The 16,593-nt window shown below is 50.2% G+C and carries 15 protein-coding genes and 2 tRNA genes; 15 read left to right on the plus strand and 2 right to left on the minus strand.

Annotated features, from left to right (window positions below):
* The first annotated feature begins 44 nt into the window (after positions 1–44).
* Positions 45–121 (plus strand) — tRNA-Arg (locus SELR_RS00925).
* Between the two features lie 66 nt (positions 122–187).
* Here SELR_RS00925 and SELR_RS00930 read toward each other — a convergent pair.
* On the minus strand, positions 188–574 hold the full coding sequence (locus SELR_RS00930) for a hypothetical protein (RefSeq protein ID WP_014423317.1): 387 nt from the start codon (positions 572–574) through the stop codon (positions 188–190).
* Positions 575–1,008: 434 nt separating this feature from the next.
* Here SELR_RS00930 and SELR_RS00935 point away from each other — a divergent pair, with 434 nt between their 5' ends.
* From SELR_RS00935 to SELR_RS01000, 14 genes are all read left to right on the plus strand, one after another.
* Positions 1,009–2,499 (plus strand): dipeptide/tripeptide permease B, encoded by a 1,491-nt coding sequence (locus SELR_RS00935; protein WP_014423319.1) that lies wholly within the window; start codon positions 1,009–1,011, stop codon positions 2,497–2,499.
* 74 nt (positions 2,500–2,573) lie between these two features.
* Positions 2,574–2,651: transfer RNA gene (locus tag SELR_RS00940), tRNA-Arg, on the plus strand.
* 150 nt (positions 2,652–2,801) lie between these two features.
* Positions 2,802–4,073: a serine--tRNA ligase gene (gene serS / locus SELR_RS00945; RefSeq protein ID WP_014423320.1), complete on the plus strand. Its 1,272-nt coding sequence runs from the start codon at positions 2,802–2,804 to the stop codon at positions 4,071–4,073.
* 299 nt (positions 4,074–4,372) lie between these two features.
* Positions 4,373–5,746 (plus strand): sodium-dependent transporter, encoded by a 1,374-nt coding sequence (locus SELR_RS00950; RefSeq protein ID WP_041914213.1) that lies wholly within the window; start codon positions 4,373–4,375, stop codon positions 5,744–5,746.
* Between the two features lie 112 nt (positions 5,747–5,858).
* Positions 5,859–6,920: a methionine ABC transporter ATP-binding protein gene (locus SELR_RS00955; protein ID WP_014423322.1), complete on the plus strand. Its 1,062-nt coding sequence runs from the start codon at positions 5,859–5,861 to the stop codon at positions 6,918–6,920.
* Positions 6,889–7,542, plus strand: a complete 654-nt coding sequence (locus SELR_RS00960) for a methionine ABC transporter permease (RefSeq protein WP_014423323.1) — start codon at positions 6,889–6,891, stop codon at positions 7,540–7,542. The genes SELR_RS00955 and SELR_RS00960 overlap by 32 nt, the downstream gene beginning before the upstream one ends.
* Before the next feature lie 26 nt (positions 7,543–7,568).
* On the plus strand, positions 7,569–8,384 hold the full coding sequence (locus tag SELR_RS00965; RefSeq protein WP_014423324.1) for a MetQ/NlpA family ABC transporter substrate-binding protein: 816 nt from the start codon (positions 7,569–7,571) through the stop codon (positions 8,382–8,384).
* A gap of 546 nt (positions 8,385–8,930) precedes the next feature.
* Complete coding sequence (locus SELR_RS00970) at positions 8,931–10,247, plus strand: S-layer homology domain-containing protein (protein ID WP_014423325.1); 1,317 nt, start codon at positions 8,931–8,933, stop codon at positions 10,245–10,247.
* A gap of 221 nt (positions 10,248–10,468) precedes the next feature.
* Complete coding sequence (locus tag SELR_RS00975; RefSeq protein WP_014423326.1) at positions 10,469–11,797, plus strand: putative porin; 1,329 nt, start codon at positions 10,469–10,471, stop codon at positions 11,795–11,797.
* Between the two features lie 229 nt (positions 11,798–12,026).
* Entirely contained in the window at positions 12,027–13,298 is a 1,272-nt protein-coding gene (locus SELR_RS00980; protein ID WP_014423327.1) for a putative porin, read from the plus strand.
* Positions 13,299–13,413: 115 nt separating this feature from the next.
* Positions 13,414–14,790, plus strand: coding sequence for an N-acetylglucosamine-specific PTS transporter subunit IIBC (gene nagE, locus SELR_RS00985; RefSeq protein WP_014423328.1), 1,377 nt, complete (start codon positions 13,414–13,416; stop codon positions 14,788–14,790).
* Positions 14,791–14,806: 16 nt separating this feature from the next.
* On the plus strand, positions 14,807–15,433 hold the full coding sequence (locus SELR_RS17570) for a DUF4234 domain-containing protein (protein WP_014423329.1): 627 nt from the start codon (positions 14,807–14,809) through the stop codon (positions 15,431–15,433).
* The gene (locus SELR_RS00995; RefSeq protein ID WP_014423330.1) at positions 15,433–15,810 is read left to right on the plus strand and encodes a DUF4234 domain-containing protein; all 378 of its coding nucleotides are present in this window, start codon (positions 15,433–15,435) and stop codon (positions 15,808–15,810) included. The genes SELR_RS17570 and SELR_RS00995 overlap by 1 nt, the downstream gene beginning before the upstream one ends.
* Positions 15,773–16,219, plus strand: a complete 447-nt coding sequence (locus tag SELR_RS01000) for a DUF2752 domain-containing protein (RefSeq protein ID WP_014423331.1) — start codon at positions 15,773–15,775, stop codon at positions 16,217–16,219. Before SELR_RS00995 ends, SELR_RS01000 begins: the two co-directional genes overlap by 38 nt.
* A gap of 53 nt (positions 16,220–16,272) precedes the next feature.
* On the opposite strand, the gene rpmF is transcribed toward SELR_RS01000, so the two are convergent.
* A complete protein-coding gene (gene rpmF / locus SELR_RS01005; protein ID WP_014423332.1) occupies positions 16,273–16,452 on the minus strand; it encodes a 50S ribosomal protein L32 in 180 nt (59 codons plus the stop codon).
* Positions 16,453–16,593 lie beyond the last annotated feature (141 nt).

Genomic DNA, 16,593 nt, shown 5'->3' on the forward strand with positions numbered 1-16,593 from the left:
GCCTCTTTATTTTTTGTCCATATTCTGTTATAATATCTTATGTTGCGGTTGTAGCTCAGTTGGATAGAGCGTCCGCCTCCTAAGCGGCAGGTCGCGCGTTCGAATCGCGCCAATCGCACCAGTTTTTTGTAAAAGATGCCCGGTGATGAAAGAGAAATTCATCACCGGGCTTAGTTTATATTTTTGCTTACTCAATCGGGCAGGAATGTGTTTCTCCGCCTCTTTCTGCCTGATGTTTCCCCTCGAACAGTGCTTCGCTGACCTTGCGCATCAGCTCGTCCTGTTCTGCGGCTGCCGAGAAGATCACTTTGTTTTCGGGAGCCGTGCTCTCCTGTTCCAGTTCCGTGATGGAAAGCTGCAGCCGGTGACTTTTGTCCTTGCGGAAGGAATAATTCATCCGGGTGGCCAGCCATTCCGTGATCATTTCGATGTTCTGGAAGGAAGCGACCTTGTTATAATCCTTGTAGACCTCTGCTGCCAGTTCGGCGGCTTTTTTCTTGTCACCGGTTACGCCAATCAGGGAGAAGCTGGTGGCGTCTCCTTCCGTGACAAGGCTGTTGATGATATAAAGCATGTTAAAACCTTTCTTTCTATAATAATTGCAAAATGCTGATTCTATTGTAGCAGATATAGCTTTGCTGTCAAATTGCATAAAGTATGTTCAAAGGACATTTACAGTGGAGCGTGTATACTCATGATGGACATAAGGGCGGATTGTACGCCTATCGTTACAAGTTTACAAAAGTTGATAAATTTTTGTGTTATTTTTCTTTCACAACTATTATTTATGAGATATATATTAATAGTTTTTGAGAATTGATTCCGGAAAAGGGACATATGTCTTTGTTTTGCAGAAGGGAAAAATGTATAGTTGTCCATGTAACAGTTTTTACACATTGCCATACTTTGCAGATACTTTTATTTATGCTATAATGTCTACCCGTAACAAACATTGCAGAGATGTGATGCTGTGTGTATGTATTTTCGAGAAAGTTAGGAGAATGATTTATGGTAGAAACGCAACCTGTAAATCGCAAAAAAGCGTTTAATATGCTTTTCTTCCTGGAATTCTGGGAGCGGTTTGGTTTTTACGGTCTGCAGGCTGTGCTGGCAGGCTTCTTCGTTAAGAGCCTGGGCATGGAAGACGCAGAGTCCTTTGTTGTATTTGGTGCATTCAGCGCCATGGTATATGGTTATGTATCCATCGGCGGTTTCCTGGGGGACAAGGTCCTCGGAACCCAGCGCACGATCACGCTGGGGGCTGTGGTGCTCATGATCGGTTATTTCATGATGGGCATGGCTGGTGCCAATAAGGACATGGTGTTCCTGGCCCTGGGTGCGATTGCCTGCGGTAATGGTATCTTCAAGGCAAACCCGTCCTCCCTGCTTTCCAAGCTCTATGAAGGGGCAGAGGAGGAGTTGGACAGTGCGTTCACCATGTATTATATGGCCGTGAATATCGGTTCTTTCATCTCCATGCTGCTGGTGCCGATTATCGGTGCACAGTATGGCCTTGATCTGGGCTTTATGATCTGTGCGATGGGCCTTGTCCTGGCTATTGGCGGTTTCATCAGCTTCCGGTATCTGGTGCGGGGCATTGACTCTCCGGCCGGTGCAGAAAAGCTTTCTTATACGAAGCTGGCAGCTGTCATCGCCGGCGTGGTCGCTATGACCTTCGTTTCCAGCTGGCTGCTTTCCCATCTGTCCGTGGCTCACTGGCTGTTGCTGATCATCGGTATCCTGGTATACGGCGTATTCTTCAAGATGATCATCCAGTCTACGGGTGCAACCCGCAGCCATATGATTGCGGCGATGATCCTGATTGTGGAAGCTATCGTGTTCTTCACCCTTTACAATCAGATGCCCACGTCCCTGAATTTCTTTGCCATCAAGAACGTGGAGCACAGCATCATGGGCATCAACATTCCCGATGCACAGGTATTCCAGACCCTCAATCCGTTCTGGATCATGCTGGCCAGCCCGGTTTTGGCCTTCATGTATTCCCGTTTCGGCAGCCAGGGCAAGGATCTGTCCATGCCGGCTAAGTTCGCTCTTGGCATGCTGCTGACGGCAGGTTCCTTCCTCGTAGTTGGCTTCTCGGCTAACTTTGCCAATGAAGGCGGTATCGTCTCTGCCTGGTGGCTGGTTGGTTCCTATTTCCTGAGCTCCATTGGCGAGCTGCTGATCAGCGGTCTGGGCCTGTCCATGATTTCCAAGCTCGTGCCCCAGAAGCTTATCGGCTTCCTGATGGGTGCCTGGTTCCTGACCACGGCAATCTCTTCCATCATCGGCGGCTGGGTGGCCAGCCTTACGGCTGTGCCGAAGGATGTTACGGATCCTGTGCTGACCTTGGGCGTATATTCCGACGTCTTCACGCAGATCGGTCTCGTGACCCTGGGCGTAACGGTATTGATGGCCGCTACGGTTCCTCTGCTGAACAAACTGATCAACAAGCAGGATGATGAGGTTGTGGAAGCAGAACCCGCTCTGCAAAAATAATTTTAAAATAAGTATTGACACTTGCTTTCGCAGTCGCTATAATAACATATGTTGATTGCGAAAGCAGTTACCATGACTCAGTAGCTCAGTTGGATTAGAGTATTTGACTACGAATCAAAGGGTCGGGGGTTCGAGTCCCTCCTGGGTCACCATATTGAAATGACCAGTCCTTACCTCTCGCGGGGTAAGGGCTTTTTGCTATGAAATCTTTGATTGGCATTTTTGTGACAGTTGCGGTATAATATTGTCCTAGGTGAAAATTCGCCCAAGATAAGGGCTATGAGATATGGAGAGTGAATATTGTGTTAGATATCAAATTTGTCCGGGAGCATCTGGACGAAGTAAAAGAGATGCTGAAGAACCGTTGCAATCCGCTGAACCTCGATGATTTTTCGGCTTTGGAGCAGGAGCGCCGCAATCTGCTGCAGCAGACGGAGACGCTGAAGGCTGAGCGCAATGCGGTATCCAAGGAAATTAGCGTGATGAAGAAGAACAAGGAAAACGCTGATGACAAGATTGCCGAGATGCGTGCTGTCGGTGAAAAGATTTCGGCTCTCGATGCGGATCTCAAGGATGTTGAGGAAAAGCTGCGCGACATCCTGCTGCACATTCCGAATATGCCGAAGGCTGATGTGCCCATCGGCAAGGATGATACGGAAAATCCGGAAGTGCGCAAATGGGGCACGCCGAAGGAATTCTCCTTCGAGCCGAAGGCACATTGGGATATCGGTACGGATCTGGATATCCTGGATGCTGACCGTGCTGCCAAGGTTACGGGGGCCCGTTTCATGTTCTACAAGGGCTTAGGTGCCCGTCTGGAACGTGCCTGCATCAACTTCATGATGGATCTGCATGCCACGAAACATGGTTATACGGAAATGCTGGCTCCTTATATTGCCAACAAGGACAGCATGACGGGGACGGGCCAGCTGCCGAAGTTTGCGGAAGATATGTTTAAGCTGGAAGGTCAGGATTATTATCTGGTGCCGACGGCAGAAGTGCCGACCACGAACTACCATCGTGATGAAATCCTCGATGGGGACAAGCTGCCGGAATACTACAGCGCTTATACGGCCTGCTTCCGTGCTGAAGCTGGCAGCGCCGGCCGCGACACCCGTGGTCTGATCCGTCAGCATCAGTTCAATAAGGTGGAGCTTATTAAGTTCGTTAAGCCGGAAACCAGCTGGGATGAATTGGAATCCATGGTGGATGCAGCCGAAGATGTGCTGCGGATTTTGGAACTGCCGTATCATGTGGTGCAGCTCTGCACGGGCGATATGAGCTTCACTTCGGCCAAGACCTATGATATCGAGGTTTGGTTCCCGTCCCAGGGCAAGTACCGTGAGATTTCTTCCTGCTCCAACTGCCTGGATTATCAGGCACGCCGTGCCAACATCAAGTTCCGTCGTGATGCGAAGTCCAAGCCGGAATTCGTGCATACGCTGAATGGTTCCGGCCTGGCTGTAGGCAGAACTGTGGCTGCTATTCTGGAGAATTATCAGCAGGAAGACGGTTCTGTGATTGTGCCGAAGGCACTGGTGCCTTATATGGGCGGGGTTGAAGTTATCCGCTAATCCGCTCTTGTTCCTTTTCTTTGGCTAAGAAAAGGAACCGAAAAGAAACTTGCGGACTGAAATCACATCACGTGATTTACGTCCGCGGGCGCCCATCCTTGGGCGCCGGGATAACGCATGACAAAAGATGTACAATTGTACAGTTAATATGTAATAATATGTCCTATACTGCTGGACAAAATTCGCTCTTTGCGGTAAGATAGATTAGTGATTATCTATCGTTTTCCGCATCGAGCGAATTTTTTTATTGAGGGGCTGGCATTTAGGAAGCCGGTTCCGGAGGGAAGGTGTATTTAAGTTTGGAAAGAAGTGGATTCTCTACCCGTTTGGGGTTTATTCTCGTGTCGGCGGGATGTGCCATTGGCTTAGGTAATGTGTGGCGTTTTCCTTATATTACCGGGCAGTATGGCGGAGCGTCTTTTGTACTGATTTATTTGATTTTCTTGGCTATCTTAGGTTTGCCTATCATGGTGGCGGAGTTTGCCGTAGGGCGGGCCAGTATCCGCAGTGCGGCTATGTCCTTTGATGTGTTGGAGCCGAAGGGAACGAAGTGGCACTGGCATAAATATACGGCCATCGGCGGTAATATGATCCTGATGATGTTCTATACCACCGTAGCGGGCTGGATGCTTTATTATCTGTATAAAACCGCAACCGGGGCTTTTGAGGGCTTGGATGCCGCAGGTATCGGCGCGGCTTTTGGCGGTTTGCTGCAGGATCCTGTTACCATGGGCGCCTATATGATGACCATCGTACTGCTGTGCGGCGGCGTCTGCTATCTGGGCGTGGAAGCCGGGGTGGAGCGCATCACGAAGTTCATGATGACCTGTCTGTTGGGGCTTATGATCATCCTGGGCATCAACTCGGTGCTGCTGCCCGGGGCTGGTGAAGGTCTGAAATACTACCTTTATCCGAATTTTGGCCGACTTATGGAGCATGGCCTGAAGGAAGTCATCTTTGCGGCGATGGGACAGGCCTTTTTCACGCTTTCCATCGGCATGGGCTCACTGGCGGTGTTCGGTTCCTATATCGGCAAGAGCAAGCGGCTGACCGGTGAGGCTATCTGGATCATCATTTTGGATACGTTCGTGGCCATTATGGCGGGGTTGATCATTTTCCCAGCATGCTTCAGCTATGGTGTCAGCCCATCCAGTGGGCCGAACCTTTTGTTCGTGACATTGCCGAATGTTTTCAATGCCATGCCCTTTGGGCGACTTTGGGGAACGTTGTTCTTCCTGTTCATGACCTTTGCGGCCATGTCCACGGTTATTGCCGTGTTTGAAAATCTCGTGGTCTGCTTCTTCGATCTGCTGCGGATCGATCGGCGGAAGATCATCTGCGCGGGCATCCCTGTGGTGATCCTGCTGTCCCTGCCCTGTGTGCTGGGCTTCAATGAGTGGAGCTGGATTCAGCCGCTGGGCGAAGGCTCGGGCGTGCTGGATCTGGAGGATTTCCTGGTGTCTAATAACATCCTGCCTCTGGGCAGCCTTGTCTATATGGCTTTCTGTACGAGCCGCTATGGCTGGGGCTGGGATAATTTCATCAAGGAAGCCGATACCGGCAAAGGTATGGCGTTCCCGAAATGGATTCGGTTTTATGTAACGTATATTCTGCCATTGATTGTGCTCATTATCTTTGTCAATGGGTACTATGCCTTGTTCTTTAGCAAGTAAATTATAACAAGCTGATGCGCCTCAAGCCAAGCCTTCCCCTTGAGGGGAAGGTGGCAGCCCGTAGGGCTGACGGATGAGGTGGAACGTTATTTTTAGATTGGAGGAATGCCTTATGATAAGGTTTTCCAAAGTTGAGAAGACTTATGACAGCCCGGCGGGGCCGGTGCCGGCACTCAAGGGCATTGATTTAGAGATTGCCAAGGGGGAGATCTTTGGCATTATCGGCTTGTCCGGTGCGGGCAAGTCTACGCTGGTGCGGTGCATCAATATGCTGGAACGGCCTACGGGCGGTTCCGTAGTGGTTGACGGGCGCGATATGACGGCGCTTTCGGACAGTGAGCTGCGCGAGGCGCGCAAGGACATCGGCATGATCTTCCAGCATTTCAACCTGCTGTCTTCGGCCACGGTCTATGATAACATCGCCTTCCCGCTGAAGCTGGCGGGGAAGGCTGACAAGGACATCCGGGAAAAAGTGGAGCCGCTGCTGAAGCTGGTTGGTCTGGAGGCAAAGGCGGATCAGTATCCGTCCCAGCTTTCCGGCGGGCAGAAGCAGCGTGTGGGCATTGCCCGGGCTTTGGCCAGCGAGCCGAAAGTGCTGCTCTGCGATGAGGCGACTTCGGCGCTCGACCCGCAGACGACCAAGGCGATTTTGGAGCTGATCCGCGATATCAATAAGAAACTGCAATTGACCGTGGTGGTTATAACCCATGAGATGCAGGTCATCAAGGATATCTGCGACAAAGTGGCCGTTATCGACAAAGGCGTTATCGCCGAGCAGGGAACGGTGCTGGAAGTGTTCACCAATCCCCAGCAGCCGATTACGAAGGAATTTATCAGCGTTTTGCTTTCCAATGATCTGCCAGCGGCTTTCCGCGGCGGGGAGATTTCCCCGGAACCGGCGGAGGATGCTTATCTCCTGCTGCGGCTGACCTTTATCGGCGAGTCGGCAGATGATCCGGTGATTGCGGATATGATCCGCCGCTTCCCGGAAGTTGAGACTACGCTGCTGTTCGGCAATCTTGACCATATCAAGTCCACCCCCTTTGGCCGCATGATTATCGGCCTGCGGGGAGGCAAGGAACAGGTGCAGGCGGCTCTTGACTATCTCAAGAGCCGGGAGCTCAAGGAGGAGGTGATCGGTTATGTCAAACGACATGATTCCTCTGCTGACTAAGGCGTTGGGGGAAACTGTCTATATGGTGGCCGTTTCCATGGCCATCGCCTCTGCCTTAGGCATCCCCTTGGGGGTGTTGCTCTATGCTACGGATAAGGGGCAGATTTTGGAGTCACCAACCCTGAATAAAGTAATTGGGACAGTGGTCAATGCCATTCGTTCCATTCCTTTCATTATCCTGATGGTGGCCATTATCCCCTTCACCCGTCTGCTGGTGGGTTCGGCCATCGGCACGACGGCGGCCATGGTGCCGCTGGTCATCGCCTCCGTTCCCTTTATCGGGCGGCAGGTGGAGACCAGCCTCAAGGAAGTGCCCTATGGGCTGATTGAGGCGGCCCTTTCCATGGGGGCCACGCCCGTTCAGATCATCAGCCGGGTGCTGCTGCCGGAATCCATGCCCAGCATTGTGGCCCAGCTGACCACGGTGGTCATCAGCCTCGTGGGTGAGTCGGCCATGGCCGGTGCCATTGGTGGCGGCGGTTTGGGTGATTTGGCCATCCGCTATGGTTATCAGCGTTTCCGTCCGGAAGTGATGATTGCCACGGTTATCATTCTGATTGTCCTGGTACAGGCGGTTCAGTTTGTGGGTAACACCATCGCGAAGCGCCTGGACAAGAAATAATTTCTTATTTATAAGGAGGTATCCCTATGAAAAAAGTATTAGCACTTATCGGCACACTGCTGATTGCGGCTATGGCCTTTGCCGGCTGTGGCGGTGAGCAGCAGGGCGCAAAAACGGACGCCAAGACCTTGAAGGTAGGCGCAACGGCTGTTCCCCATGCCGAAATCCTTGAAGTGGTGAAGCCGCTGCTGGAAAAGGACGGCATCAAGCTGGAAATCGTGGAATTCAACGATTATGTGCAGCCGAACCTGGCCCTCAACGACAAGGAACTGGACGCCAACTTCTTCCAGCATGAACCGTATCTGGTGAACTTCATGGAAGAACATAAGGAAGTCAAACTGAAAAATGCCTTTGGTGTGCATATCGAGCCCATGGGGGTATACTCCAAGAAGGTCAAAGACCTCAAGGAACTCAAGGACGGCGCTTCCATCGCCATCCCCAACGATCCTACCAATGGCGGCCGTGCCCTGCTGCTGTTGCAGAAGGCTGGCCTGATCACGTTGAAAGACGGCGTGAAGGAAAAAGCCACGGTGCAGGATGTGACGGGCAATCCGCATAACTTCAAGTTCCAGGAAGTAGAAGCCGCTCAGGTTCCCCGTACGCTGGACGATGTGGATGCAGCTGTCATCAACACCAACTATGCAATGCAGGTCAACCTCGTGCCGACGAAGGATGCGCTCTTTATGGAAGACAGCACGTCTCCTTATGTGAACATCATCGCCGTGCGTGAAGGCGACGAGAACCGCCCGGAAATCAAGGCGTTGGTCAAGGCTCTGCAGAGCAAGGAAGTCAAGGACTTCATCACGGAGAAATATAAAGGTGCCGTTGTACCGGCATTCTAAATGTGCGAAGAGCCGCTCCAAATGGAACGGCTCTTCTCCCTCGCAGCTGGTCGTTGCTTGAGGTTAAGACTGATGCTGTACTACCTTATCAGCCAGTGACAAATGAGGTTAGCCACGATACTTGCTGCAACAGCAAGTAGGAATTCGCGGCAAAGGTTAAAAGCATTACGCATGTGTATGTCCCTCCTTTCCGCTGGAGGTGCACAGCGAAATTATTATAGCATTTTCGTTAAGGTTGTGCTATAATAATTTTAGGTTAAAAGACGCATGTGTGTGTCAGCGCCATGGGCTGGTCCCCTGTGGCGCACGGAAGGTCCGCATAAGGGACATCGAAAGCCGCTCTCGTAAGAGAGCGGTTTTTCTTTTGGCTGATTTTGTAGATTTACAAGTTTATAAAAAGTTTATATTGCTTAATGTAAACCGTTTTGTTATAATGGTCATTGTGTCTACTGTGATTAGAAATTTCTGAGAGGAAACATGGAAACTCTAAGAGTATGTCTATGAGCAGAGGATAAAGAATACTTTTTATTGAGGAGGAGTTTCTTGATGAAGAAGACTCTCGTTTCTGCTTTGACTACGGCGCTCGTAGTTGGTGCTGCCAGCACGACGTTTGCTGCCAGCAATCCGTTCTCTGATGTTCCCGCTGACCACTGGGCTTATGACGCTGTAAGCCAGCTGGCTGCTGATGGTGTTATCGAAGGTTATGGCGACAATACCTTCAAGGGCAACCGCAACATCACCCGTTATGAAATGGCTCAGATGGTAGCCAAGGCTATGACCAAGAATACCAGCGGTGCTGACAAGGCTATGCTCGACAAGCTGGCTGCTGAGTTCGCAGAAGAACTCAACAACCTGGGCGTACGTGTAAGCAATCTGGAAAAGAATGCTGACATGGTGAAATGGACGGGTGAAGCTCGCTACCGTTATTGGAGCTATCGCGATGAACAGGCTGATGGCAGCAAGGCCAAAACGAATACCGATCAGTTGCAGCTCCGTCTGTTCCCCACGGCTGAAGTCAATGAACATTGGAAGGTCAAAGGTCGTCTGACTGGTTCCATGAACATGGACAAGGACAACACGGGCGACATGAAGATGACCTTCGTTTACGCTGATGGCGATTACAAGAACTTCAACGTGAAACTGGGTAAGATGCCTCTGTATTCCGCTAATGATGAAGGTCTTGTAATGGATGACTTCTTCTCCGGTGCGCAGGTAACTGCTGGTAAGGATTTGAAGGTCGTTCTGGAAGCTGGCCGTTGGAATGCCGGTGCTGATGCTAATGGCTATGTAAATGCTAATCCTTATGTTAAAGATACTCCGGCATATAATGCTCGTAAGGCACAGGTGGATGATGCTGCCAGCTATCAGGCTGTTCAGCTCAACTATGCTAAAGGCAAGGTTTCCGGTGGCGTAGGTTATCGTCATTTTGACAGCGAAATCTTCAAAACCAACAATTACAGCAAGCATGCAGATGTGGACGATGCAAATATCTGGTCTGTAGGCGGCAAGTATGCCTTCAACAAGAATATTGCCCTGCTGGGTTCCTATGCTCAGAACACCAAGGCTGACTACTACAAGAAGTCCGGCAATGTAGAACTGGACTACAAGGGTGCCAACAAAGCCAACAAGGGCAGCTGGGGTGCTTATGTTGCATACCGTCACCTGGGTGCCAACGTATCCCTGGCTCCGACCTATGATACGGCTCATGTAGCACATCTTAATGAAAAGGGCTGGGATTTCGGTGCCAGCTACATTCCGATGAAGAACGTGCTGACTACGGTAAGCTACTTCAACGGCAAGCAGTTCGACAACCACGACAAGAAGGCTGAAACGCTTTACGCTCGTGTAAGCTATTTCTTCTAATTCAATAGCATAGTCTTGAAAGGGCCTCACTCCGCAGGAGTTGAGGCCTTTTTTGTGCAAAGAAAATTTTCTCAGTCAAATATTGATAAAATATTGCAAAAATTTTAAGACTTTGGTAAAATAGCATTAATCGAGGGCATAAGCAAGCGTGAGGAAACATGGACACTCCGCAAGTGGCTCTCGGGAAGGTTAATTTTAATCTTTTTGAGGAGGAGTTTCTTATGAAAAAGACTCTGGTATCCGCTTTGACTACGGCTTTGGTCGTAGGTGCTGCCAGCACGACGTTTGCTGCCAGCAATCCGTTCTCCGATGTACCGGCTGACCATTGGGCATATGATGCCGTAAGTCAGCTAGCCGCTGATGGTGTTATCGAAGGTTATGGCGACAGCACCTTCAAGGGCAACCGCAACATCACTCGTTATGAAATGGCTCAGATGGTAGCCAAGGCTATGGCCAAGAATACCTCTGGTGCTGACAAAGCTCTGGTTGACAAGCTCGCAGCAGAATTCGCTGAAGAACTCAACAACCTCGGTGTACGCGTAAGCAACCTCGAACGCAATGCTGATAAGGTAAAATGGACGGGCGAAGCTCGCTATACCTATGTCAGCGATCGTTTGACCGATAATTGGACGGGGTGGGCTGGTAAACATGTAGAGAAATATAAGACAAACTCAGATACGGTTTTGTTCCGTCTTGAACCCTCTGCTGAGGTTAACAATCATTGGTCGGTAAAGGCACGTTTGGATGCCAGCACGAATATGCAGTCTGATAAGGGGGCTGGTTCCAAGGAAGATAAAGATAAGGTCACGTTGGCACGTGTATGGGCACAGGGCAACTATAATAACTTCCAGGTAAAACTTGGTAAATTCGCTTCTTACAACAATGACACTTTTGCTGATACGGAATTCTCCGGTGCTGAAGTTGCTGTGGGCAAGAAAGTAAAGGGCATCTTGGGTGCTGGCCGTTTAAGCAGCACACCTTTGAAGAATAGTTCTTGGTATGGTCCTTGGGCTTCTTATCCTGATACGGCGAATTATCAGTACTTAGGTGTTGAAGCTAAGGCGAAATCCCTTAGCGGTGCGATTTATTGGCATCGCATTAATAGTGAAGATGCCGCTTGGGTGATTGATGGCAGAACGGCTAATATCTTTGGTTTAAAAGCTGCGTATAAGTTCGATAAGAATTTAGGTGTGAAGGCCTTCTATAACTTTGATAATAAAGATCTTCAGCAGGATGAAGGCTTTAGCAATGGCGAAAAGAAGGCTGGCAGCATTGAGTTGAACTATAAGGGTGCGCAGAAGGAAAATAAGGGCACCTGGGGTGCATGGGTGGCTTATCGTCATTTAGGCGGGGCTGCTATTGTAAAGAGCACCTATGATGCTATCCTGCCGGGCTTCAAAGGCTGGGAGATTGGTGCTAACTACACGCTGTTCAAGAACGTAGTTGCTACAGCCCGCTATGGTGATTCCAAGATTATTAGCCCTAAGTATAATGGCTCTGATAAAATAAAAGAAAAGATCCTCTTCGGTCGCGTACAGTTCTTCTTCTAATTTAATAGCAACAACACAGATGACCGGTCAGCTTGACCGGTCATTTTTTCTTGTTTTGGTTGACTCTGGAAATTTTCTAATGAAAGTTTAATTGAAATTTAACCGTCCTTTAATTGTATTTGAGCTAGTCAAGTAATATAATTAAATCATCCCAAGGGACAAGGAAACATGGACACTTGCCTCCGGGAACGATTAATTTATTTCTATCTCACGAACGGAGGAGATAATCATGAAAAAGTCAATCATTACTGCTGTAACCACTGCAATGGTTATTGGCGCTGCATCCACTACCTTTGCTGCTACGAACCCGTTCAGCGATGTTCCTGCTGATCATTGGGCCTATGATGCTGTAACCCAGCTGGCTGCTGATGGCGTTATCGAAGGTTATGGCGACAACACCTTCAAGGGCAATCGCAACATCACTCGTTACGAAATGGCCCAGATGGTAGCAAAAGCTATGGCTAAGAACACTTCTGGTGCAGATAAGGCTCTCGTTGACAAACTGGCTGCTGAATTCGCTGAAGAACTCAACACCCTGGGCGTACGCGTAAGCAACCTCGAACGCAATGCCGATAAGGTAAAATGGAACGGCGAAGCTCGTTATACTTATACCAGCGAACGTCATGAAGGCGAAAAGAAATCCAATGACAATGATCTGCTGTTCCGTCTCGAACCGACGGCTGAGGTCAATGATCATTGGCATGTAAAGGCTCGTTTGGATGCTTCCACGAACCTGGCCACGGATAGCAGCGATGAAGACCATAATACGAATGTGTCCTTGAAGCGCATCTGGGCTGAAGGCCAGTATGGCAATACCAATATCAAACTTGGTAAGCTCCCGATGCAGCTCAACAGCGACCTGCTCTTCGATGATGAGATCTCCGGTGCAGCCATCACCACGGGTAAGGATCTGAAGCTGACTCTGCAGGCTGGCCGTTGGAACCTGAAAGACAGTGCCAATGATGCTATCAGCAAGGGCGCTGAAGCTGCAAATGATAAGACGGCTAATATGCAGAGCGTAGGTCTGCAGTATGATAAGAACAAACTCTCTCTGGGCGCAGCTTATCATAATCTCAACAGCGATGCTTTCAGAGAAGTAACGAAGTATCGCAATGGAAAAACTAGCGATAATGCACAGATCTGGGCTGTTAACGGCAGCTATCAGTTCGACAAGAACATTGGCTTAGGCGGTACTTATGCAGAAAATGCTAAGGCTGACAACGAGAAGAAAGCCGGCTCTGTACAGCTGTCCTACAAAGGTGCTCAGAAGGAAAATAAGGGCACTTGGGGCATGTACACCGCTTATCGTTACCTCGGCCAGAACGCAGCTCTCGATCCGTCCTATGATGGTGCTATGAGCGGTACCAAGGGCTGGGAAGTTGGCACCAACTACACGCTGGCTAAGAACACGGTTGCTACGCTGAAGTATTTCAACGGTGAAGAAATCACCGGCGGCAAAGATGCTGAGAAGCTCTTCGGCCGTGTAGAGTTCTTCTTCTAATTTCCCTATTCTCCCTGGCATATGACCTAGATTGTAAGATTTAGATTATTATGCTAAAATAAGCGAGACAGTACAATATGCTGTCTCGCTTATTAATTTTAAAGGAGTGAATTCTATGAAGAACTGGTTTACCAAGCTGCAAAGCATCGGCAAAGCCTTGATGCTGCCGATTGCAGTCCTGCCTGCGGCAGCGCTGCTTTTGCGTTTGGGTGCCCCGGATGTCCTGAACATCCCCTTTATCACCAAGGCCGGTGGAGCGGTCTTTGATAATCTGGCACTCATCTTTTCCATTGGTATTGGCGTAGGTTTGGCCAAGGATAACAATGGTGCGGCAGGTCTGGCCGGCGCTATCGGTTATCTGATCCTGACCTCGGCGCTCAAGACCATCGATGAAACCCTCAATATGAGCGTGCTTGCTGGTATCGTCAGCGGTATCGAAGCCGGTGTGCTCTACAATCGTTATCATAAAGTAAAATTACCGGAATATCTGGGTTTCTTCGGCGGGCGCCGTTTCGTGCTGATCGTGACGGCAGCCGTGTCCATCGTGCTGGCGGCTATCTTCGGTGTGATCTGGGGGCCGTGCCAGGCGTTCATCCATGCTGTGGGTGAATGGATCATCGGCGCAGGGGCACTGGGAACTTTTGTCTATGGTGTCCTCAACCGTCTGTTGATTCCGGTGGGGCTCCATCATATCCTCAACAGCTTTATCTGGTTCGTTTTTGGTGAATACACGAACCCCGTGACGGGGGCAGTGGCAACGGGCGATCTCAATCGCTTCTTTGCCGGGGACCCGACGGCGGGCATGTTCATGGCCGGCTTCTTCCCCATGATGATGTTTGGTATGCCGGCTGTGGCACTGGCCATGTATCATGCAGCCAAGCCTGAGAACCGGGCAAAGATCGGCGGCATGCTGGCGTCGGTGGCTTTCACGGCTTTCCTGACGGGCATCACGGAACCCATTGAATTCATGTTCATGTTCCTGGCTCCGGCGCTCTATGCGGTACATGCAATCCTGACCGGTCTCTGCCTGGCGGTGACTTATTCGCTGGGGGTTCTGGATGGTTTCGGCTTCTCCGCCGGTTTCATCGACTATGTGATCGACTGGGGCCTGGCCACGAAGCCAGAGATGATCCTGGTCATCGGTGTGGGCGTGTTCGTGCTCTATTACGGCATTTTCAGCTGGGCTATCCGTCATTTCGATATCCCGACCATCGGCCGTTATGATGAGGATCTGCCGGTGAGCAGTGAGCCTGCGACCATGAGCGATTTGTCTGAACAGGTGCTGGCAGCTTTGGGCGGCAAGGAGAATATCGAAGAACTTTCCAATTGCGCTACGCGCCTGCGTTGCACGGTGAAGGATGTCAATAAGATGGACATGGAGCGCATCAAGAAAATCAATGGCGTCCGGGGGGCTTTTGCCACGGGTAATGCGGTGCAGGTGGTTATTGGTACCAATGCGGAACATGTGGCCAATGAGATCCTCGCCCATTGATGAAAGCTGAGGACTTATGGAAAAAAGAAATACGATCATGCGTCTGGTGCTGACCATCATTACCTGTGGCCTTTATGGCATCTACTGGATGTACCAGATGAATGAAGATCTGAAGCGCCTCCGCGGTGAGTCTGCAACTGCGGAGGGCAGCACGCTGGTCCTGTACACGTTTTTGACCTGCGGCCTGTATACGTTCTACTGGCTGTACGTCAACAGTGATGTGCTGGGGCAGCTGCGGGAAGAAAACGGTATGGAGCCTGATGGCGCCAGCAAGGAGAATTACATTATTTCCACAATCCTGGCAGTGGTGACGTCAGTGGGCTTTTGGGGCTTGTTTACAGCTGTTTTAGGGGCAATTTTGCTGGCGTTGGATGACGTCCTGGCTGACGAAGAAGTGTTTGAGGCTTTCGGTCAGCTGGCCGGTGAATCGCTGAGTTCCCTGTTCATGGGAATCATCATGGTGGTGGTCATGGTGGCTTTGGCCTGTCGGCGGCAGCCTGAGGACAGTCCGCGTCTGCTGGTGGTGTTCTCGGCTATTATCTTTTGTATGCAATGTTTCCCACCGTTTTTATCGTTAGGATTTATGCAGAAATCGTTGAATGGATTAATTGATTGTTTACAAAATGAAAGGGATGTTATCTGATGAATATGGGGATTGAAAAAAGAAGTATTGCCAAGGCTATCATTTTGAGCTTTGTTACCTGCGGTATCTATGCCTTGTACTGGCTCTACAAGCTGACGGATGAGCTGCATGAGCTGGCCGGGGAACAGACTACGGCCAGCGGCGGCATGGTGCTGGTATATACGTTCATCACCTGCGGTATCTACAGCATCTACTGGTACTATAAGATGGGCGTGACGGTGAATATCGCCAAGGAAAAACGCGGCATGCGCTTTGACAACAACTGCCCGATCATCTACCTGCTGCTGGCTGTCTTCTGCCTGGGCCTTGTGAGTGAGGCCCTGATGCAGGACAGCATCAATGATATCATCGCTTATGATGAAGGTGCACAGGCTTAAGAAAAGTCTGCAGGTCTATTCCCCCGGTTCCTCAGCGCAGCGTCAGCGCGCAGGAAAGCTGGCCGGGCAGCTGGCTGGTCTGGCTGCCCTGGGCTTTGCTTATCTGCTGCTGATCGGTTGGCTGGGCCGGGGGATTCCTTGTATCTTCCGTTTGCTGACGGGCTATAAATGCCCCGGCTGCGGTGTCACCCATCTGGTGCTGGCCCTGCTTAAAGGGGATATACAGGGAGCCTGGCAGGCGAATCCTGCCATATTGCTGGTTTTGCCGCTGTTCATCTTCTGGTGGTGTTATGATGCCTATCGCTGGGTGAAGGACGGAAAACGTGCTCATTTCCCGGAAAAGATCGGTTATGTGCTGGTGGTGTATTTCCTGATTTTCGGCATCTGGCGCAATGTTGCAGGTTTTTAAAGACAAATAAAAAAAATCGGCCATCGCTGAGCGATGGCCGATTTTTATTTTGCTTATTCAGCAGCGGCAACGACTTCTTTGCCGTCATAGTAGCCGCATTCAGGGCATACGTGATGAGGCATCTTCGGTTCGTGGCACTGCGGGCAAGCTACGAAGCCCGGTGCTTCCAGTTTCCAGTTAGCACGGCGCTGATCGCGGCGGGCCTTGGACATTTTTCTCTTTGGTACTGCCATGTTGATTCACCTCCGGAACAATCCGACTTACTGTAGTGAAATCCAGACATGCAGGGGAAAATCCCCTCGGTTGATGCTGAATGGATTCATTTCACAATCTTTATGTACATTGACATACTGTAATATTTTATCCTTTTTGCG

Source organism: Selenomonas ruminantium subsp. lactilytica TAM6421, assembly GCF_000284095.1.
Lineage (GTDB): Bacteria > Bacillota > Negativicutes > Selenomonadales > Selenomonadaceae > Selenomonas_A > Selenomonas_A lactilytica.